Source organism: Pseudomonas sp. S1_E05 (assembly GCF_056337105.1).
The window spans coordinates 1,523,925-1,542,748 of record NZ_JBFRHM010000001.1 but is presented as its reverse complement, the minus strand read 5'-3'; the positions used below and the strand labels follow the sequence as shown (position 1 = coordinate 1,542,748).

The 18,824-nt window shown below is 60.2% G+C and carries 16 protein-coding genes and 1 pseudogene; 14 read left to right on the top strand and 3 right to left on the bottom strand.

Features of this window, described 5'->3' with window-relative positions:
• The first annotated feature begins 21 nt into the window (after positions 1-21).
• The 12 genes and pseudogenes from AB4N33_RS07130 (at position 22) to AB4N33_RS07075 (ending at position 11,897) form a co-directional block, all read left to right on the top strand.
• Positions 22-618 (top strand): paraquat-inducible protein A, encoded by a 597-nt coding sequence (locus AB4N33_RS07130; RefSeq protein WP_476456823.1) that lies wholly within the window; start codon positions 22-24, stop codon positions 616-618.
• Entirely contained in the window at positions 615-1,259 is a 645-nt protein-coding gene (locus tag AB4N33_RS07125) for a paraquat-inducible protein A (protein WP_476456822.1), read from the top strand. The genes AB4N33_RS07130 and AB4N33_RS07125 overlap by 4 nt, the downstream gene beginning before the upstream one ends.
• A complete protein-coding gene (locus tag AB4N33_RS07120) occupies positions 1,240-2,895 on the top strand; it encodes a PqiB family protein (protein ID WP_476456821.1) in 1,656 nt (551 codons plus the stop codon). The genes AB4N33_RS07125 and AB4N33_RS07120 overlap by 20 nt, the downstream gene beginning before the upstream one ends.
• 17 nt (positions 2,896-2,912) lie before the next feature.
• Entirely contained in the window at positions 2,913-3,470 is a 558-nt protein-coding gene (locus AB4N33_RS07115) for a PqiC family protein (RefSeq protein ID WP_476456820.1), read from the top strand.
• A 208-nt stretch (positions 3,471-3,678) separates the two neighbouring features.
• Positions 3,679-4,317: a lipopolysaccharide core heptose(II)-phosphate phosphatase PmrG gene (gene pmrG / locus AB4N33_RS07110; protein ID WP_476456819.1), complete on the top strand. Its 639-nt coding sequence runs from the start codon at positions 3,679-3,681 to the stop codon at positions 4,315-4,317.
• Positions 4,318-4,613: 296 nt separating this feature from the next.
• Positions 4,614-5,627, top strand: a complete 1,014-nt coding sequence (locus AB4N33_RS07105) for an iron ABC transporter substrate-binding protein (protein WP_460124933.1) — start codon at positions 4,614-4,616, stop codon at positions 5,625-5,627.
• Positions 5,628-5,631: 4 nt separating this feature from the next.
• Positions 5,632-7,230, top strand: a complete 1,599-nt coding sequence (locus AB4N33_RS07100) for an ABC transporter permease (protein WP_476456818.1) — start codon at positions 5,632-5,634, stop codon at positions 7,228-7,230.
• Positions 7,227-8,290, top strand: a pseudogene (locus AB4N33_RS07095) (ABC transporter ATP-binding protein). Before AB4N33_RS07100 ends, AB4N33_RS07095 begins: the two are co-directional and overlap by 4 nt.
• Before the next feature lie 205 nt (positions 8,291-8,495).
• On the top strand, positions 8,496-9,353 hold the full coding sequence (locus tag AB4N33_RS07090; RefSeq protein ID WP_476456817.1) for an SDR family oxidoreductase: 858 nt from the start codon (positions 8,496-8,498) through the stop codon (positions 9,351-9,353).
• A gap of 166 nt (positions 9,354-9,519) precedes the next feature.
• The gene (locus AB4N33_RS07085; protein ID WP_476456816.1) at positions 9,520-10,131 is read left to right on the top strand and encodes a Yip1 family protein; all 612 of its coding nucleotides are present in this window, start codon (positions 9,520-9,522) and stop codon (positions 10,129-10,131) included.
• A 17-nt stretch (positions 10,132-10,148) separates the two neighbouring features.
• Positions 10,149-11,492, top strand: coding sequence for a cation:proton antiporter (locus AB4N33_RS07080; protein WP_476456815.1), 1,344 nt, complete (start codon positions 10,149-10,151; stop codon positions 11,490-11,492).
• 117 nt (positions 11,493-11,609) lie between these two features.
• The gene (locus tag AB4N33_RS07075) at positions 11,610-11,897 is read left to right on the top strand and encodes a hypothetical protein (RefSeq protein WP_476456814.1); all 288 of its coding nucleotides are present in this window, start codon (positions 11,610-11,612) and stop codon (positions 11,895-11,897) included.
• Here AB4N33_RS07075 and AB4N33_RS07070 read toward each other — a convergent pair whose 3' ends face one another.
• The 3 genes from AB4N33_RS07070 to AB4N33_RS07060 all read right to left on the bottom strand — a co-directional run bounded on the left by AB4N33_RS07070 (position 11,898) and on the right by AB4N33_RS07060 (position 17,876).
• Positions 11,898-13,850, bottom strand: coding sequence for a hybrid sensor histidine kinase/response regulator (locus AB4N33_RS07070; protein WP_476456813.1), 1,953 nt, complete (start codon positions 13,848-13,850; stop codon positions 11,898-11,900). It lies immediately after the preceding gene.
• A gap of 94 nt (positions 13,851-13,944) precedes the next feature.
• Positions 13,945-16,227, bottom strand: a complete 2,283-nt coding sequence (locus AB4N33_RS07065; protein WP_476456812.1) for an ATP-dependent DNA helicase — start codon at positions 16,225-16,227, stop codon at positions 13,945-13,947.
• The gene (locus AB4N33_RS07060; protein WP_476456811.1) at positions 16,224-17,876 is read right to left on the bottom strand and encodes a VRR-NUC domain-containing protein; all 1,653 of its coding nucleotides are present in this window, start codon (positions 17,874-17,876) and stop codon (positions 16,224-16,226) included. The genes AB4N33_RS07065 and AB4N33_RS07060 overlap by 4 nt, the downstream gene beginning before the upstream one ends.
• Before the next feature lie 192 nt (positions 17,877-18,068).
• Between AB4N33_RS07060 and AB4N33_RS07055 the strand changes: the two genes are divergently transcribed.
• Together AB4N33_RS07055 and AB4N33_RS07050 are read left to right on the top strand one after the other, a co-directional pair.
• Positions 18,069-18,293: a YgdI/YgdR family lipoprotein gene (locus AB4N33_RS07055; RefSeq protein ID WP_460124905.1), complete on the top strand. Its 225-nt coding sequence runs from the start codon at positions 18,069-18,071 to the stop codon at positions 18,291-18,293.
• A gap of 32 nt (positions 18,294-18,325) precedes the next feature.
• The gene (locus AB4N33_RS07050; RefSeq protein WP_476456810.1) at positions 18,326-18,814 is read left to right on the top strand and encodes a GFA family protein; all 489 of its coding nucleotides are present in this window, start codon (positions 18,326-18,328) and stop codon (positions 18,812-18,814) included.
• The last annotated feature ends 10 nt before the right edge of the window (positions 18,815-18,824 follow it).

Sequence of the window (18,824 nt, the reverse complement as noted above, 5' to 3'; positions counted from 1 at the left end):
GTCTCCCGGCGAGAGCGGCCTATGGCTTCGACCGATCAACTGATCATCTGCGAGCACTGCGACTGCGTGTACCAGAAAGTCACGCTCACCAAACATCAGAAAACACTCTGCGTGCGCTGCGGTGGCGTGCTTCAGCGTTATAACGGGCTGACGGTGCAGCAGCGCCTGGCGCTGACCCTCACCGCACTGATGCTGTGGATCTTCGCCAATTTCTACCCGGTCATGAGCATCAGCCTGCAAGGCCTGAAGAACAGTGCGACGCTGTGGGATTCGGTGCTGGCCCTGAGCCTGGGGCCGATCACCTTCATTGCCCTGGTGGCGGCGATCTCCATGATCATCGCGCCGATATTCCAGTTGGTCCTGCTGATCTGGGTGCTGAGCCATGCCCTGGCCGGCCATCGTTCGCCGGGGTTCAAGTTCTGCATGCGATGGCTGGAAACATTGCGGCCCTGGAGCATGCTGGAAGTCTGTCTGCTGGGGGCCATGGTGGCCGTGATCAAACTGGCCGGGTTTCTCGACGTGCTGCCCGGTATCGGCCTGATCGCCCTGGCCATTCTGAGCCTGATGATGATCCGCATCGCCGGGCGCGATGTGCGCGATCTGTGGGAGCTGCCATGAGCACACCACCCACCGCCGACGAACTCAACCTGTGCCTGTGCCACACCTGCGGCCTGGCCTGTGACATGACCCATGAGCCCCACGAATGCGAGCGCTGCGGCGCGCCGTTGTATCGGCGCAAGACCAATGCGCTGACGCGGACCTGGGCCTATCTGATCACCTCCCTGGTGTTCTACGTCCCGGCCAATCTGCTGCCGGTGATGAACACCAAGATGGTCGGCAACGGTACCGACAGCACCATCATGAGTGGTGTCATCGACTTTTGGTCGCACGGTGCCTGGGACATCGCCCTGATAATTTTCATTGCCAGCATTGCGGTGCCAGGCATCAAGTTCATTGCCCTGGGCATGCTATTGATTACCGTGCAGCGCAACAGTAACTGGGCGCGCAAGGAGCGCTCGCAGTTGTACCGCTTCGTCGAGGTCATCGGCTATTGGTCGATGCTCGATGTGATCGTGGTCGCGCTGGTTGCCTCACTGGTGAAATTCCAGGCCCTGGCCGACATCGAGCCACGCACCGGCATTCTGTTTTTCGGCCTCGTGGTGGTGTTCACCATGCTGGCGGCGATGAGTTTCGACCCCAGGATGATCTGGGACAGTCCAATCAACGAGGAGGTCATGGATGAAGTCGCAAGCCACTGAAGGGCCGCAGGCCCCGGGACCGGCGCCTGTCAAGACCAGGCGTTTCAGCGTTTCGCTGGTGTGGATCGTGCCCATCGTTGCCGTCCTGGTGGGCATTTCCCTGGTGGTGCACAGCATCATGCAGGAAGGCCCCACCATTACCGTGACCTTCAAGACCGGCAGTGGTCTGGTCGCCAACAAGACCGAGGTGAAATACCGCAACGTGGTCATCGGCCATGTATCCGACGTCGAGCTGAGTGACGACCAGAAAAGCGTTAACGCCACCATCCAGTTGGCCAAGCAGGCCGAAAGCTTCACTCGCAAGGATTCGCAATTCTGGGTGGTGCGTCCGCGCATCGGTGCCGGCGGTGTATCCGGCATCGACACGCTGCTTTCCGGTGATTACATCGGCGCCGATATCGGCCAAGACAATACACGAGCCAAACGCTTCATCGGCCTGGAAAACCCGCCGCCCATCACCTATGGCGAACCGGGCAAACGCTTCACATTGCACACCGACGACCTGGGTTCATTGGATATCGGCTCGCCGGTCTACTACCGCAAGATCCCGGTCGGCCAGGTGGTTGCCTACGCGCTGGATACCGACGGCAAGGGCGTTAACATCGAGGTGTTCATTCATTCACCCAATGACGCCTACGTCACTGAAAACACCCGCTTCTGGAATGCCAGCGGCATTGACGTCAATGTTGGCGCCAACGGTTTTGCGGTCAAAACCGAATCCCTTTCTTCGCTGCTGGTGGGTGGCATCGCCTTCCGTGCCCCCGAGTACAGCCCCAATGACGTGGCGGCAGCCGAGGAAAAGTCCTTCGAACTGTTCGAAGACCAGCAGACCGCCCTTGCCCCACCCGCCGGCAAGGCGCAATACCTGGTGCTGCGCTTCGAACAGGCACTGCGCGGACTCAAAGTCGGTGCGCCGGTGGAGTTCCTGGGTGTCGAGTTCGGTCGCGTGGTATCGGTCAATCTGGATTTCGATGCCGAAAAACGCAGCTTCCCGGTCAATGTCGGCATCCTCATCTACCCGCAGCGGCTCGGTCAGGCCCATGTAAAAATGCTCAAGGTGTTGAATCACAACCCTGAGGACGAAGCCGCCGGCATCCGCCTGATCGGCACTTTCATCGACAATGGCCTGCGCGCCCAGGCTCGCAGCGGTAATCTGCTGACCGGGCAGCTGTATATTGCGCTCGACTTCTACCCCAAGGCCGAGAAAGTCGTGTTCGATCCGACCGCCCGCCCCCCTTCCATTCCAACCATCCCCGGCAGCCTCGAGCAGTTGCAGGAAAAACTCGAAGGCATGGTCAACAAGATCAATCAGCTGCCAATCGAGCGGATCGCCGGCAACCTCGACAGCAACCTCGTGGAACTGCGCAAGAGCCTGGTGCAGTTCAATGCCAAGACGCTGCCTGGCGTGTCGACTACTCTGGCCGATGTCAGCAAGACCTTGCAATCGGCAACGTCGACCCTGGCCGAGGACTCGCCGCAACGCGAGCAGTTGGGCCAGACCCTCAACGAACTCGAACGCATGTCGCGCTCGCTGCGAGAGCTATCGGACTACCTGGGCCGACATCCGGAATCGCTGATTCGCGGCCGTCCCGACAACGCCGCGCCATTGGACCTCAAGGCGCCACCGCGCAACTGACCACAGGAGCAACAATCATGGCGTGTTCGCTAAAGGTTACGTTGGTCACTGCGTGTGTGCTGCTGGCGGCTTGCCGCAGCGATCCCATTCAATTCCACACGCTCACGCCTGCACCGCTGGGCGCCACGGCCCGGGGCAATGGCAGCGAAATTCAGATTGAAAGCCTCAACGTGCCGCCACAGGTGGATCGCCCGCAGATTGTCATCCGCCAGGGCAACAGCGGGCTGGCGATCCTCGAAACTGACTGGTGGGCGGCAACCCTGGTGGATGAGTTGCGCAGCGCACTGATCGATCAACTGGCCAACAGCGCTCCCCAACGCAAGGTGTCGGTGCGACTGGAGGTCCAGCGCTTCGATTCGATTCCCGGCCAATATGCGTTGATGGACGTTCGTTGGCGCCTGCGCAGCCCTGGCGACGGTGAGCGCACGACGCTCAACTGCCGCAGCACCTTGCAGACGCCTTCCGGGCCTTCGATCGACGATCTGGTGCTGGCCCAGCAACAAAACGTCAAGCGCCTTGCGGAAGCGATCAGCAAGGCAACTGGCGGTACAAACCTTACCTGCCCTGCTTCCTGAACACGGTCTGCATGGCGGTGACGACTGGAGCCGCTGTGCAGACATGTGTCTAATCCGAGCCGGGTAATACACGTCAAAGACAAACTTTATCAGTCGCTCAATAACGCACTCCCACCGACTTGCGCTGCGCTTTTTTCACATTGGTTTCACCGCTCGACTACCGCGCTGAACTTAGTTTTCCCTAACGACGTTCAGATCGTAGATCTTCATGAAATCCCGACTCCAAACGATACTGTCTTACAGCGTAGCGCTTTGCGTCGCTGTTGCGGTCACTGGTTTTGTCTGGTGGCCGCGCTCCCCCGCCGATCTCGGGCAGGCAGGCTCCAGGAACGCTGGCGAACTGATTCGGCGCTGGCAGGCCGGCGATATTGTCGCGTTGGTTCGTCACACTGAGCGTTGCGACCGTTCAAGCAATCCCTGTTCCGGCCCGGCAGATGGCATAACTGACCTTGGTACCCAAGCGGCAAAGGCGCTGGGGCAAGACTTTGAACAACTTGGCATGGCCCAGGTGGATGTCCTCACCAGCCCGATCACCCGCACCGCGCAAACTTCACATTTCATGTTTGGCAAAGAGGCCATCACCCAGGACTGGCTCGCCTCCTGCGGCAAGGCCTTGCCCAACGAAGTCGTCGCGCACAAACGTACCCACCACAACCTGTTGCTCGTCACCCATAGCGGTTGCATCAGTGACTTCGAAGCACAGACCGGTTTCCCGCATGCGAAAACCAGCGAATACGGCAGTGTGTTATTCGTGCGAGTCGACAGCAACGGGCAACTTCAAGTGCTGGGTCTCGTCAATACCGACGGTTGGCCGGTCGTTTTGAAGAAAACACACGCCTTCAAATAACCTCGCAAAACCAGTCTTCAGCGGTGGCGACCTTTCAAGCTGCCAATCCATAGCTACGCTAACCCTCGATATCTGGCTCGACGCCGCTGACGGTGCTCGATCCTGATCGCGCGAGCATTTGTTTCTCGTGCTGCTAATCTGAATGGAAATCACATTTGTTAACGGTTTTTTTAACGTATTTTTCTCATTGTGCTCACTACATTCCCTGCGACTTAAATATGCAAATCGTTCGCATTAAAGCTTTTTTGCGAAAGGCCTTGCATCACTGGAAAAATAGATCAGGAGTTGCCCGCCCAATGAATTGCAAAGTTCCGTCTTTCCTGAAAAAAGCCCTGCTGGCCACCGCCTTGCTCGGCGCCGGCCATGTCTATGCTGCCGACGCCGATGGCATTGTGGTTTACAACGCCCAGCATGAAAGCCTCACCAAGGCCTGGATCGAGGGTTTTACCAAGGAGACCGGGATCAAGGTCACGGTGCGCAATGGCGATGACACCGAGATGGGCAACCAGATCGTCCAGGAAGGTGCAGCTTCGCCGGCGGATGTGTTCCTCACCGAAAACTCGCCGGCGATGGTGCTGGTCGATAATGCCGGGCTGTTCGCACCGGTGGCGCCGGCCACCCTCGAACAGGTGGATGCCGCCTACCGCCCGGCTCACGGCAAGTGGGTGGGCATCGCCGCGCGCTCCACAGTGTTTGTCTATAACCCGAGCAAATTGACCGAAGCCGACCTCCCGAAATCGCTGATGGACCTGGCCGATCCGAAATGGAAAGGTCGTTGGGCGGCCTCGCCCGCCGGTGCGGACTTCCAGGCCATTGTCGCGGCGGTGCTGGAACTCAAGGGCGAAGCGGCCACGCTGGAATGGCTCAAGGGCATGAAAGCCAACTTTACCGCGTATCGGGGTAACAGTTCGGTGCTCAAGGCAGTGAATGCAGGGCAGATCGACAGCGGCGTGATCTACCACTACTACCGTTTTGGCGATCAGGCCAAGACGGGCGAAAACAGCAAGAATACCGCCCTGCACTACTTCAAGCACAAGGATCCGGGCGCGTTCGTGAGTGTCTCCGGTGGCGGCGTCCTGGCGTCGAGTCAACACAAGGAACAGGCTCAGGCGTTCCTCAAGTGGGTGACCGGCAAGGACGGCCAGGCGATCCTCAAGACCGGGAATTCGTACGAGTACGCCGTTGGCAAGAACGCTGAATCCAACCCAAAACTGGTGCCTTTGCAACAGCTCGACGCGCCGAAGGTCGACGCGTCCAGGCTCGACAGTAAAAAAGCCGTGGAGCTGATGACTCAGGCCGGACTGCTCTGAATTGATGCCTGAAACCCTACCGGCGAGGGTCGCTACACCGATCCCCGCCCCCATGCGCCGCCATTCCCGGGGTTTGTTTGCCGGCCGTGGCGGTGCGTGGGTGATCGGCTTGTCCGTACTGGTGTCCTTGCTGTCTCTGCTGCCCATTGCGTTTGTGCTGGGTGTTTCCTGGCAGACCGGATGGGTCAGACTGGTGGAATTGGTAGTTCGCCCCCGGGTGGGCGAACTGCTGATCAATACCGTATTGCTGGTGGCGATCACCATTCCTCTGTGCATCGCGCTGGGCGTTACGTTGGCGTGGTTGACCGAGCGCAGCAATTTGTCCGGGCGTCGGGTCTGGTCGTTGCTGGCCATTGCGCCGCTCGCCGTACCGGCGTTCGTGCACAGCTACGCGTGGGTCAGCCTGGTACCGCCGATCCATGGGCTGTTTGCCGGCGTGCTGGTGTCGGTCATCGCCTACTTCCCCTTTCTTTACTTGCCGGTGGCCGCAACCCTGCGCCGTCTCGACCCGGCTATTGAGGACGTCGCGCAATCGATGGGGCTCAAGCCCTGGACGGTGTTTTTCCGAGTGGTGGTGCCACAGCTGCGGCTGGCCATCTGCGGTGGCTCGCTGCTGGTAGGCCTGCATCTGCTGGCCGAATACGGCCTGTACGCGATGATCCGCTTCGACACCTTCACCACGGCGATTTTCGACCAGTTCAAATCGACCTTCAACGGTCCTGCCGCCAACATGCTCGCCGGCGTGCTGGCCCTGTGTTGTCTGGCGATGCTGACGGTCGAGTCGGCGGCCCGTGGACATGCACGTTATGCGCGGGTCGGCTCGGGCAGTGCCCGCGAACAGCGACTGGTCCGGCTCAAGCCTGGCCAAACAGTGATGGCCCTGACGCTGTGGGTGCTGACCTGCGCCCTCACGCTCGGCGTCCCGCTGGTGACCTTGGGCAAGTGGCTGCTCGCGGGCGGTGTGCAGGTCTGGCAGATGGCCGAGTTGTTGCCGGCGTTGCAGCAGACACTATTGTTGGGAGCAGCAGGCGCCGCGCTCACGACCCTGGCGGCGATTCCGATCGCCTGGCTTTCGATCCGCTCGCCCGGGCGTTTACAGAGGATGCTTGAAAGCTGCAATTACATCACCAGTTCCCTGCCGGGCATTGTCGTTGCCCTGGCACTGGTGACGGTGACGGTGCATTTCGCCCGGCCGATCTACCAGACGACCCTGACCGTGCTGCTGGCCTACCTGTTGATGTTTCTGCCCCGGGCATTGGTCAGCCTGCGTGCCGGTATCGCACAGGCCCCCATAGAGCTTGAAAACATGGCTCGCAGCCTGGGACGTTCGCCCGCCCGGGCGCTGTGGCTGATCACTTTGCGCCTGGCTGCCCCCGGCGCTGCGGCAGGTGCTGCACTGGTGTTCCTGGCGATCACCAACGAACTGACCGCCACCTTGCTGTTGGCACCCAATGGCACCCGCACGCTGGCCACCGGTTTCTGGGCCCTGACCAGCGAAATCGACTATGCGGCAGCCGCGCCCTACGCGCTGCTGATGATCGTATTGTCATTGCCGTTGACCGGCCTCCTCTACCACCAATCCAAACGCACGGCGGGCCGATGAACGCGCTTGAACTGCATTCGCTCAGTAAATCCTATGGCTCACAGCGCGCGCTGGACGGCGTTAGCCTCTCGGTGCCGACTGGGAGCCGCACTGTTATCGTCGGGCCTTCGGGGTCAGGCAAAACGACGCTGCTGCGCATGATCGCCGGCTTCGAGTTCCCCGATACCGGGCGCCTGCTCCTTAACGGCCAGACGCTGGTGGACGCCACCCACGAAGTCCCGGCTCACCAACGCCAGATCGGTTACGTTCCGCAGGACGGTGCGCTGTTTCCGCACCTGAGCGTGGGCGCGAACATCGGGTTTGGCCTGGCGACCAAAGGCGAGGAAAAACGCGAGCGTATCGCGCAGTTGCTCGACAGCGTGGCGCTGCCCCAGAGCATGGCGGAGCGTTGGCCCCATGAACTGTCCGGCGGGCAGCAGCAACGGGTCGCGTTGGCCCGGGCCCTGGCGCAACAACCCCGGCTGATGTTACTGGATGAGCCTTTCTCCGCGCTTGATACCGGCTTGCGCGCGGCCATGCGCAAAATGGTCGCGCGCTTGCTCGACGATGCGGGCGTAACCACCATTCTGGTCACCCATGACCAGAGCGAAGCCTTGTCGTTTGCCGATCAACTGGCCGTCATGCGCGATGGCCGGCTGGTGCAGTCGGGTCATCCGCTGGACCTGTATCGCTACCCCGACGATGAGCAAACCGCGCATTTTCTGGGGGATGCGGTGGTCATGCCCGCCCGGATCGAAGCCGGCTGGGCCCATTGCGACCTGGGGCGGATCCCGGTCAACAACCATCGTAACAACCACAGTGCCCAGATCATGCTGCGCCCTGAGCAATTGCAAGTGATTGGCGTGGTCTCGAACAACCTGGATGTCGCCGGTTGCCCCGCCGTTGTCACTGACCGCGACTTCAGCGGCAACACCTGCACCCTGACCGTCGAACTCGCCCCCAGCCCGGCCGGTCACTGATGGTGCGCAGCTCCGGGCTGTACGCCCCGCCGACCGGCACCGCGGTACACCTCACCACCATTGGACATGCGCATGTGTTGAGCGGGGCGAGTCCTCCGTGACTCCATTCCTGTAGGAGCAGGCTTGCCCGCGATGAGCCGGAGAGCGCCGCGGAGTGTCAGGTGCCCCGCGTTATCGTTGACCTCCATCGCGAGCAAGCTCGCTCCTACAGTCGAGGTCGGCGCAGGTCATCAATCCAACCGAACTCACCGTTAAAGAGCCGGGTCCACCCTATGACTCTTCAACCTTGATAACGGAGATTTTCCGATGACCGACTATCCAAAACCACCCTTCAAGAAACAGGCCCAACCCGTCCCTGGCTCGCAGAAAAAGATGGATCCGTACCCCGATTGCGGCGAGCAGAGCTACAAAGGCTCCGGCCGCCTGGAGGGCAAGATCGCCCTGATCACCGGCGCCGACAGCGGCATCGGCCGAGCGGTGGCCATTGCTTTCGCCCGTGAAGGCGCGGACGTTGCGATTGCCTACCTTAATGAGCACGAAGATGCGCAGGAAACCGCGCGTTGGGTCGAACAGGCCGGACGACAGAGCCTGCTGCTGCCGGGCGATATCGCGCAAAAAGCCCAGTGCCAGGCGCTGGTGGACAAGACCGTCGAACGGTTCGGCCGCATCGACATCCTGGTTAACAACGCCGCGTTCCAAATGACCCATGAGCGCTTCGAAGACATACCCGACGAGGAATGGGTGATGACCTTCGATGTCAACATCACGGCCATTTTCCGCATTTGCCAAGCCGCGCTGAAACATATGCAGCCGGGCAGTTCGATCATCAACACCAGCTCGGTCAACTCGGACATGCCCAAACCGACGCTGCTGCCTTACGCCACCACCAAGGGCGCAATTGCCAACTTCACCGCCGGGCTGGCGCAGATGCTCGGCGAGAAAAACATCCGGGTCAATTGCGTGGCGCCGGGCCCGATCTGGACGCCTTTGATCGTCTCGACCATGCCGGATGAGGAAGTCGAGAACTTCGGCGGGCAAACCCCACTGGGACGACCGGGCCAACCCGTGGAAGTGGCGCCGATCTATGTGCTGCTGGCGTCGGATGAAGCCAGCTACATCACCGGTCAGCGCTACGGCATTACGGGCGGCAAGCCGATGCTCTAGGTCCGCTGATCCCCTGCAGGAGCGAGCGTGCTCGCGATGAGCGCTTTCAACAGGCTTGCTCCCGCAGGGGCCATCGGTTCACGAGAAAAACGGAACTCCTGCCAAACCCCGCCCCTCAACTGCTTAAGAGCCCATTTGCCGGGCCGTCCGCGCTCAGGAGGTCGTCATGTCCGCACCCCTCGTCAAACTGTTTACCCAGCCAAACTACGCCTGGACCGAAATCCGCCAGGAAGAGGAAGCTCATCCACGTCATTATCTGGCGCATTTGCTACTGCTCGCCCTGATCCCCGCGGTGTGCCTGTTCATCGGCACCACCTACGTCGGGTGGAGCCTGGCGGAGAGTGAAACGGTCAGGCTCAGTAGCAGCAGTGCCCTGCAATTGTGTGCGTTGCTTTACGTCACCATCGTTGCCGGTGTGGCCCTGATGGGCGCGTTTATTCGCTGGATGTCGCGCGCATTCGAGGCGCGCCCGACGTTGAACCAGTGCATTGGATTCGCTGCGTACACCGTGACGCCGTTCTTTATCGCGGGCATCGCCGGTTTGTACCCGAGCCGTTGGCTGGCGATCATCGTGCTCGGCGCCGCGTCGGTGTACTCGACGTTCCTGTTGTTCGTCGGCATGCCCACCTTCATGCATGAACGCAAGGAACAAGGACTGCTCAATGCCGCCTGCGTGTGGGGTGTCGGCCTGCTGGTCCTGGTCACCATCCTGGTGGAAATGATCCTGGTATGGTTCAACGTCCTGCAACCGGAGTATCTACGTGCGACGGTGGGTTGATCGTTGAGCCCGGTAGCATGAACTTCATTTCATGGGTGGCGGTGCTCGGTGCGGTGCTGCTGACATTGGCGCTGACGTCCTCGTATTTGCGCTGGATGCCGGTGACCACCTCGGCAGTGTGCCTGGTACTGGGCATCGCCATCGGTCCGTCCGCACTGGGCCTGTTGCAGTTGGACATGAACGACGCCGCCACCTGGATGGAGCATCTGACAGAAGTCGCAGTGCTGTTTTCGTTGTTTGTCTGCGGCCTCAAACTGCGCAAGCCGTTCAGCCACGTAAACTGGCGCGTTGCCGTCGGCCTCGCTGGCCCCGTGATGGTATTGACGATCGCTTGCGCGTGCCTGGCGCTGCACTATGCGTTGCAACTGCCATGGGGTGTTTCGGTGTTGATCAGCTCGATCCTGGCGCCGACAGATCCAGTGCTCGCTGCGCTGGTACAGGTCAACGATGCACGAGATGACGACAGCGTTCGTTTCGGCCTGTCCGGAGAGGCCGGCCTCAACGATGGCATCGCCTTCCCCTTCGTGATTCTCGGTCTGTTGTTGGTGCGCAATGACGCCGCGCCCGGCTTTTTCGGTGACTGGGTTCTGGGGAGCGTGGTGTGGGCGGTTCCCGCCGGTTTGCTGATCGGTTACGCGATGGGGCGCGGCATTGGTCGTGTGACGCTGAGCTTGCGCATCAAAAACGACGACAGCACCCTTTCGCCCAATGACTATCTGGCCCTGGCCCTGATTGCCCTCGCCTACGTGGCGGCCGAGGCAATCCATGGCTACGGCTTTTTATCAGTGTTCGCTGCCGGCCTGGGCTTGCGCCATGTGGAGGTCAATTCCGCGGGCAACGATGATCTCCCGGCCGAGCATTTGGTCCAGCCAGTGGTCGGCCATCAGAACGTGGAGCCGCAACAGGCGGTGCATGGTGATACCCAGCGCCTGGAGGACGCCCAGGTCGCCGCTGGCATCATGATGGGCGACATGCTCGCGTTCGGCAGCCTGGTGGAGCGTGCCATGGAAGTGTTCCTGGTGACCCTGCTGGGTGTGGTGCTGATCGCACATTGGGACTGGCGCGCTTTGCTGATCGGCGCGGCGCTGTTTTGCCTGATTCGGCCATTGAGTGTCGTCGCCCTGCCCTGGCGCGGTTCGCTCAACGGACATCAACGCCTGTTGATCGGATGGTTTGGCATTCGGGGCATCGGTAGCCTGTATTACCTGTTCTATGCGTTGAACCACGGGCTCGACCCGTCGGTAGCCAAGGTATGCACTGACCTCACCTTGTCGGTTGTTGCCTTGAGCATCCTCATCCATGGTTTCAGTACCCAGCCGGTATTGACCTGGTATGAACGGCGCAAGGACCGGGTTGGTTGATTTGATTTCTGCCCATTTCCGCAGGGACTCATCAAGTTTTCAGATTCATAAACTTGCAATCCTTTTTGTCCGTGCCCGGTCAAAACCTTATATCCCCTTTAAAGCAAGGTGCCGGTCATGATCCAGTATTCAACCCGCGATGAAATCAAGGCTTGCCGGGCGTTTGCCCTGGAACGTAATCAACAGATGTTCGAAGAGGCGCAGGCGTTGAGTCGCGAAGCCTTTGCAATGCTGGAGGGAAGCGATCTGGATGGCGAACTGTTTGACCAATACCTGACACTTCGCAGGAAAGCCGACCTCAAGTTCGCCGAAGCCATCGAACACCTGCGGGTACTGAATGAAAACTTCCCGCCGATTCCAGCAACTCGAAAACGCGAGGTCATCCATCAGCCAGTGACGGCCTGATCATTGGTGCCCCTGGCGACCCCGCACCCTGATGTCGGATAGCGTCGAGGCGATGATTTCCACCAGATTGAGCTGCGTGAACGGCTTGGCGAGCCGCGGCAGCTCCACCGCAGCCCCTTCCAACCGTTCGGCGTAACCGGTGGCGAGGATGACCGGTACATCAGGTCGTAGTGATCGAATCGACTGCGCCAACTGCGCACCATTCATCTGCGGCATGGCCATGTCTGTGATCACCAGATCAATCGCTGTTTCGCTTCCGAATACTTTTAACGCCTGCGCCCCGGATGCTGCGCTGATCACCCGATGCCCCAAGTCCTCGAGCAGCAGGCAGGTGCTGGTCAATACCAGGCTGTCATCGTCCACCACCAGCACGCACAACCGGGAGACGTCCGGTGTCGCTTGATCCTGAATGGCCTTGGCCACTGCCCCCCCAGCGGCCACCGGGATCCACAGCTCAGCCGTAGTGCCCTTGTCCTTGCGGCTTTTGAGAATAAAGCGGCCACCCAATTGTTCGATGTAACCGTGCACCATCGACAACCCCAGGCCCGTGCCTTTACCGACACCCTTGGTGGTGAAAAACGGGTCCGTCGCCAACGCCAGGGTCGCATCATCCATGCCCTCCCCGGTATCACTGATGCTCAGGCAGACAAACTCCCCCGAAAGAGGGGCAAGCCCCGGATGGTCCGCTGCATTGGCCGAAGCCATGCTGATCACGATCTTTCCGCCATGGGGCATGGCGTCACGGGCATTGGTCACCAGGTTGAGGATGGCCAGCTCAAGTTGGTTGACGTCGGCCACGACCGGCTCGGCGTGTGCCGCAAAGCGAGTTTCAAGCAACACTGAAGGGCCGAGGGAACTGCGCAGCAGGCTGGTGATGCCCTCCACCAGCGCGGGGATCTCCACTGATTCGGTCTTGAGTTCCTGACGCCTGGCGAACGCCAGCATGCGTTGGGTCAACGACACGCCGCGCATGGCCCCCTGGGTGGCGTTATCCAGCAAACGCGTGAGCTTGGAGTCACCGTCGACGCGCTTGCGTACGATCTCCAGGTTGCCAAGGATCACGGTCAACAGGTTGTTGAAGTCATGGGCGATACCGCCGCTGAGTTGTCCGATGGCCTGCATCTTCTGCGCCTGGAAAAGCGCTTCCCGAGTTTGTTCGAGCGTTTGCTGGGCGAGTGTTGCTTCGGTGATGTCCCGGGTGATCTTGGCAAAACCGAGCAATGTGCCGGTGTCGCCCCAGATCGGGTCGACCACCACGTGTGCCATGAACCGCGTGCCGTCCTTGCGCACCCGCCACCCCTTGTTCTCGAACCGTCCTGCGTTGACGGCCATGCTCAGGGTGTTTTGCGGCTCGCCGGCATCGCGATCTTCCGGTGTGTAGAACAGCGAGAAGTGTTCGCCGATCACTTCCTGGGGTAAATACCCCTTGATGCGCTGGGCACCCGCGTTCCAGTTGGTCACACGGCCCTGGGGATCGAGCATGTAGATGGCATAGTCGGTGACACTTTGAACCAGCAACCGGAACTGTTGCTCGCTTTGCTTGAGAATTTCTTCGGCCAGCTTGCGCTCGGTCAGGTCGCGGGTGATCTTGGCGAACCCCAGAAGCCGGCCGGAGGGGTCATGGATCGGGTCAATCACTACGTGACACCAGAAACGCGAGCCATCCTTGCGCACCCGCCAGCCCTCACCTTCGAAGCGCCCTTCATGGGTCGCCGTGTCCAGCGCCCGCTGCGGCAACCCCTTCAAACGGTCTTCTTCGGTGTAAAAACGCGAGAAGTGCTCCCCAAGTATCTCGGGCTCGTCATAGCCTTTGAAGCGCCGGGCACCGGCGTTCCAACTGGTGATGATGCCGTCGGGATCAAGCATGTAGATCGCATAGTCGATTACCGCATCGATCAACAGGCGAAAACGCCCGTCCTCAATGACGCTGGCCTTGGATCTATCTTCGTTCATCAAACGCTCACGACAGAATGGTTTGGTTGAAGTATGGAATAAACAGAAAAATTGAAAAGCAGGAAAACGTGTGCTTGAACAGGCAGTGGCAGAGTCAACCCTGTACCACCTTCCCGGAGTCAGCACCCACTGCCCACCAGCGCGGCAGCAACTGTTTGACCTTGCTCTCGCCAAAACGGTCATCGATCAACATCACTACGCCCTGATCTTGTTGAGTACGGATCACCCGCCCCGCCGCCTGAACCACTTTTTGCACACCGGGAAACAGGTAGGTGTAATCGTAGCCGGCACCAAAAATAGCCGCCATACGGTGCTTGAGCTGTTCGTTGACCGGGTTGAGCTGGGCCAGCCCGAGAGTGGCGATAAAAGCACCGATCAATCGCGCGCCGGGCAAATCGATGCCCTCGCCAAATGCTCCGCCCAGCACCGCGAAACCGACGCCCTGACTGTCAGCGGTAAACTGATCGAGGAAGGCTTGGCGCTGCCCTTCGTCCATGCCTCGCGATTGCGACCATACCTTGATGTGGGGATGCGTTTCGGTTAGCAGCTGGGCCACCTGTTGTTGGTAGTCGAAGCTGCTGAAAAACGCCAGGTAGTTTCCTGGTCGTTCCACGAACTGCCGGGCGATCAGGTCCACGATCGGCGCCAGGGACGATTGTCGATGCACGTAGCGCGTGGAAATCTGGTTGACGATATGGACTTGCAGCTGGTCGGCATGAAATGGCGACTCGACGTCGATCCACACTGTATTGGCCGGCATGCCCAACAGATCCGCGTAGTAATGCCTGGGGCTCAAGGTCGCGGAAAACAACACGGTGCTGCGTGCCGCCGTCAGCCGTGGTCGGATGAAGCCGGCAGGCACCACGTTGCGCAGGCACAGTTGTGACAGCGGCCGTTTGCGGTCAAGGTCGCGCTTGCTGATGTCGAACAGGTACTGCTCGTCGAACAGCTCAGCCACGCGGCAGAACTGCAGCAGGTCGAAATAGAAGTTCTGCAAGGCGCTGTCCAGGCCCTGCGGGTGATCATTGAGATAGTCGCCGATGCTCGCGCCGCAGGAAAACAAGGCCTGGAGCAGTTTTTCCGGTGGTTTATCGTAAGCCTGATACGCCGCCAGTTGAGGGCTATGCAGGGCGTTCCACTCGCGATTGACCCGTTGCAGGGACTTCTTCAACGGTTCGGGTGCAGTCTTGCGCACGCCGTTGAGCGTCGACTGGTCAAGGCTGGCGCTGTACATCTGCCGCCCACGCTCCACCAGATTGTGCGCTTCGTCCACCAACGCGGCGACTCTCCACTGATTGGCCTGGGCCAGCCCGAACAGCAGCGCAGTGAAATCGAAGTAATAGTTGTAGTCGGCAATCACCACGTCCGCCCAGCGCGCCATTTCCTGGCTCAGGTAGTAAGGACAGACGTTGTGGTCCAACGCCACCTCGCGCAAGGCTCGCTGGTCCAGCAGGCGCAATTCGCTGGCCGCCTGGCGCGCGGCCGGCAAACGGTCGTAAAAGCCCTGCGCCAAGGGGCAGGATTCGCCGTGGCAAGCCTTGTCCGGGTGCTCGCAGGCCTTGTCTCGAGCGATCATCTCCAGAACACGCAGCGATGGCCGGGTGCAACCGTCCAGAATGACCTGCGCCGCATCGAGCGCCAGTTTGCGCCCCGGGGTTTTCGCCGTCAGGAAGAACACCTTGTCCAACTGCTGTGGCGCCAGCGCCTTGAGCATGGGGAACAGGGTGCCGACGGTCTTGCCGATACCGGTCGGCGCCTGGGCCATCAGGCACTGGCCGGTGCTGACAGCCTTGAATACCGATTCCGCCAAATGCCGTTGCCCCGGACGAAACCCTGCGTGCGGAAATGCCATTTGCTGCGCGGCAGCATTGCGCGCCTGACGATGGGCCATTTCCTGCTCGGCCCAATGCAGGAATAAACGGCAGTGATGCTCGAAGAACTGCTTGAGTTCCTCGGCGCTGAATGCCTCGACCAGGCAGGTTTCCTTCTCGCTGGCGATGTCGAAGTACACCAGCGCCACATTGATCTGCGCCAACGCCAGCTTCTGGCACATCAGCCAGCCGTACACCTTGGCCTGGGCCCAATGCAGTTGCCGATGGTTGGCGGGTTGCTTGCTCAGGTCGCCGCGATAGGTTTTGACTTCCTCCAGGCAGTGCTGCGCCGGGTCGTAACCGTCCGCCCTGCCCCTGACCTTCAACGTCTGGTACTGGCCTTCCAGTGCAACTTCGTTCTGGTACCCATCACTGCGCCGGGAGGCCACCGTACGATGGCCGATGATACCTTCCAGGGCGGTCGGCGAAGGCGTGAAACGCAGGTCGAGGTCACCGACCTTGGCGGTGAACTCACATAGCGCCCGCACGGCGATGCTGTAGCTCAAGCGCTCTGCTCCGCCCATTGCACATAGCAGACGGCAATGGGCATCTGGTGTTCATGGCAGAATTCCAGCCAGCGCAACTGGTTGTCCTGAAGGCGATCACCGGGACCTTTGACTTCGATCATGCGGTAGGTCTTGTCCTGGGGCCAGAACTGGATCAGGTCCGGCATGCCGGCGCGGTTGGCCTTGATATCGACCAATAACCGGTTGAACCAGTGCCGCAAGTGCTCGGCCGGCAGGCATTCAAGCGCCTGATCGAGCAGGTCGTCGCTGAGCGCGCCCCAGAACTCAAAGGGTGACTGCACGTTCCACTTGGTCGCGTAACGTTCGCGGATCGTCTGTCGATAGCGCCCGTCGTCAAGTTCAGCCAGGCAGGAATGGAACAGGTCCGCCCGCCGCGCATGGAAATCTTCATGGTGCAGATCCACGGGCCCACGCTGGAACGGATGGAAAAACGCCCCCGGCAGTGGCGCGAAAATCGCGGGCCAGCACAGTAAGCCGAACAGCGAGTTGATCAGGCTGTTTTCCACGTAGTGCACCGGCGCCGAATCCTGGGCCAGATGCGCCTGAACGTAAAACTCCACCGACAGCTCGGGATCGGTCCTGGGCAATTGCAGGTCCAGGCGCAGCATTTGCCTGGGTGACGGGCGTTTGTTCGGTGGCCCGCCCAGCTTGCGGCGCAACCTGGGCAAAACGCGCAGCAATTGCTGTTGTTCGGCGGCGCTTTGCGGAGACTGTTGGGCAAGCATCGCCAGGTCCATTGCCAACGCGTACTCGCCGCAACGCTCCAGCACCCGGATCATCCGCCCCCGCGCGCCGGGCCACGCACATTCGCGGTAGATGGCCAACGCGTTGGCGAAGTCCGCCATGCGCTCGCAATGCTGGGCAATCTGGAATAACAGCTTGGCGCGACGCTTGTCCAGCCAGGGGTTGTTCAAGATAAGGCCATTGATCTGCTCGACGACGGTCGTCACCGGCTCGCCGGCCTCGAAATCCTGCTGGCACTGGTGCAGGAACAGGCAGGCATCCACGTCTTCACGACTGCGCAGGCCACGGGATTCAGCGCAAAACTCGACCTTTTCATAGGTGAAGATGCCGAGGTCGGCCAACACGAATTCGGACCAATCCTGATAAAGATTGCCGAAAAACATCAGGCGCAGTCGGTCGCACAGGTCCATGATGGTCAGGCTGAACAAACGGTCATTCAATGGCGCGCACCACTGGTCGAACGCCAGGGGTTCAGGAAACTGTTCGCTCAAGATCGCCAACCAATCGCTCTTCCTGCCTTTGGGCGGTTCGAGGGCATTGGCGAAACACTGGACGATTTCCGCCTTCAGCAACACATCGAACAGGGTGGCGAGCGTCACCGGTGCTCGACCGTCGATCCAGCCCAGGGCCAGCAATGGCTCGGCAGCGGCAGTAATGTCGCCAATCTCGAGATAATGCAGTTTGCTTTCCCGGAAATGTGCCCCCTTGCGCATCACCATCCGTACCAGCAACGCCTGGGAAAGCCGGGGCAGTCGGTTGAAATCACCAATGAACGCCCGCTCCTCGACACTCAACACTTCGGCATAGCGCTGATCAAGCCAATCAAGCACTTGCAGGAAGTTGTTCAGGTAATAGAACGGGTCATCGAGGGGGTGGGTGGTCACGGGAAAACAGGGCCATGGCTGCAAGTACTGGTTATGCGTACAGATACCAGCAACCGCGTGCTCGTTGCAATTGGAAAAGGATCAATGGCGCAGGCTTTATGGATTTTTTAGTGATTTGGCGAACTTTCCGGCTCTGTGCAGTACCAACCGCGATAGAGGTGCAAGTTGCCGTCATTTATTGAAGAGGTGGTTATGAACATCAAGAGTCTGGGTTTGCCCCTGGCGGTCGCAACGTTCCTGGCATTGGCCGGTTGCTCGACGCCGACGGTGGTGACGCTGCAAAACGGTACTCAGTATCTGACGGAGGACATGCCCGACACCGACACCGCGGACGGTTTCTACGAGTTCGAAGACATTTCAGGAACCAAAGTGCGCGTCAGGGCGGATGAGGTAGCGACCGTTCGTAAAGAGGACTGAGCCCGCCCGACAACGTTCAATAGGAGCACGCCATGCGCCTTGAAGGTTCCTGCCACTGCGGCGCGGTTTCATTCAGCCTGAGCTGCGTCCATCCCTATCCGTATCAGCGCTGCTATTGCTCGATCTGTCGCAAGACCCAGGGTGGTGGCGGCTATGCGATCAACCTTGGAGGCGACGCCACCAGCCTCAAAGTGCGCGGGCGCAAGCATATTGCGATCTACCATGCTCGGCTCAAGGATGAGGGCGCCCAGCGCGCCCATAGCAGTTCGGCCGAGCGGCACTTCTGCAGTTTGTGCGGCAGTGGCCTATGGCTGTTCAGCCCCGAATGGCCGGAGCTGATTCACCCCTTCGCCTCGGCCATCGACACGGCGCTGCCTGTTCCGCCAGAACACACGCACTTGATGCTCGGCTCGAAAGCATCCTGGGTCGAAGTCGAGGTTAAACCCAAGGACCAACAATTCGAGGCCTACCCGCAAGAATCCATAGCCCAGTGGCATGAACGCCTGAATTTGAGCCGTTGAAAGGATGGCT

What these genes read in the sequence shown, in the direction of transcription:
- AB4N33_RS07115 (WP_476456820.1), top strand. Translation starts at nt 2,913, where the DNA reads ATGGCGTGTTCGCTAAAGGTTACGTTGGTCACTGCGTGTGTGCTGCTG.
- AB4N33_RS07055 (WP_460124905.1), top strand. Translation starts at nt 18,069, where the DNA reads ATGAACATCAAGAGTCTGGGTTTGCCCCTGGCGGTCGCAACGTTCCTG.
- AB4N33_RS07125 (WP_476456822.1), top strand. Translation starts at nt 615, where the DNA reads ATGAGCACACCACCCACCGCCGACGAACTCAACCTGTGCCTGTGCCAC.
- AB4N33_RS07105 (WP_460124933.1), top strand. Translation starts at nt 4,614, where the DNA reads ATGAATTGCAAAGTTCCGTCTTTCCTGAAAAAAGCCCTGCTGGCCACC.
- AB4N33_RS07075 (WP_476456814.1), top strand. Translation starts at nt 11,610, where the DNA reads ATGATCCAGTATTCAACCCGCGATGAAATCAAGGCTTGCCGGGCGTTT.
- AB4N33_RS07130 (WP_476456823.1), top strand. Translation starts at nt 22, where the DNA reads ATGGCTTCGACCGATCAACTGATCATCTGCGAGCACTGCGACTGCGTG.
- AB4N33_RS07070 (WP_476456813.1), bottom strand. Translation starts at nt 13,850, where the DNA reads ATGAACGAAGATAGATCCAAGGCCAGCGTCATTGAGGACGGGCGTTTT.
- AB4N33_RS07080 (WP_476456815.1), top strand. Translation starts at nt 10,149, where the DNA reads ATGAACTTCATTTCATGGGTGGCGGTGCTCGGTGCGGTGCTGCTGACA.
- AB4N33_RS07100 (WP_476456818.1), top strand. Translation starts at nt 5,632, where the DNA reads ATGCCTGAAACCCTACCGGCGAGGGTCGCTACACCGATCCCCGCCCCC.
- AB4N33_RS07085 (WP_476456816.1), top strand. Translation starts at nt 9,520, where the DNA reads ATGTCCGCACCCCTCGTCAAACTGTTTACCCAGCCAAACTACGCCTGG.
- AB4N33_RS07050 (WP_476456810.1), top strand. Translation starts at nt 18,326, where the DNA reads ATGCGCCTTGAAGGTTCCTGCCACTGCGGCGCGGTTTCATTCAGCCTG.
- AB4N33_RS07120 (WP_476456821.1), top strand. Translation starts at nt 1,240, where the DNA reads ATGAAGTCGCAAGCCACTGAAGGGCCGCAGGCCCCGGGACCGGCGCCT.
- pmrG (WP_476456819.1), top strand. Translation starts at nt 3,679, where the DNA reads ATGAAATCCCGACTCCAAACGATACTGTCTTACAGCGTAGCGCTTTGC.
- AB4N33_RS07090 (WP_476456817.1), top strand. Translation starts at nt 8,496, where the DNA reads ATGACCGACTATCCAAAACCACCCTTCAAGAAACAGGCCCAACCCGTC.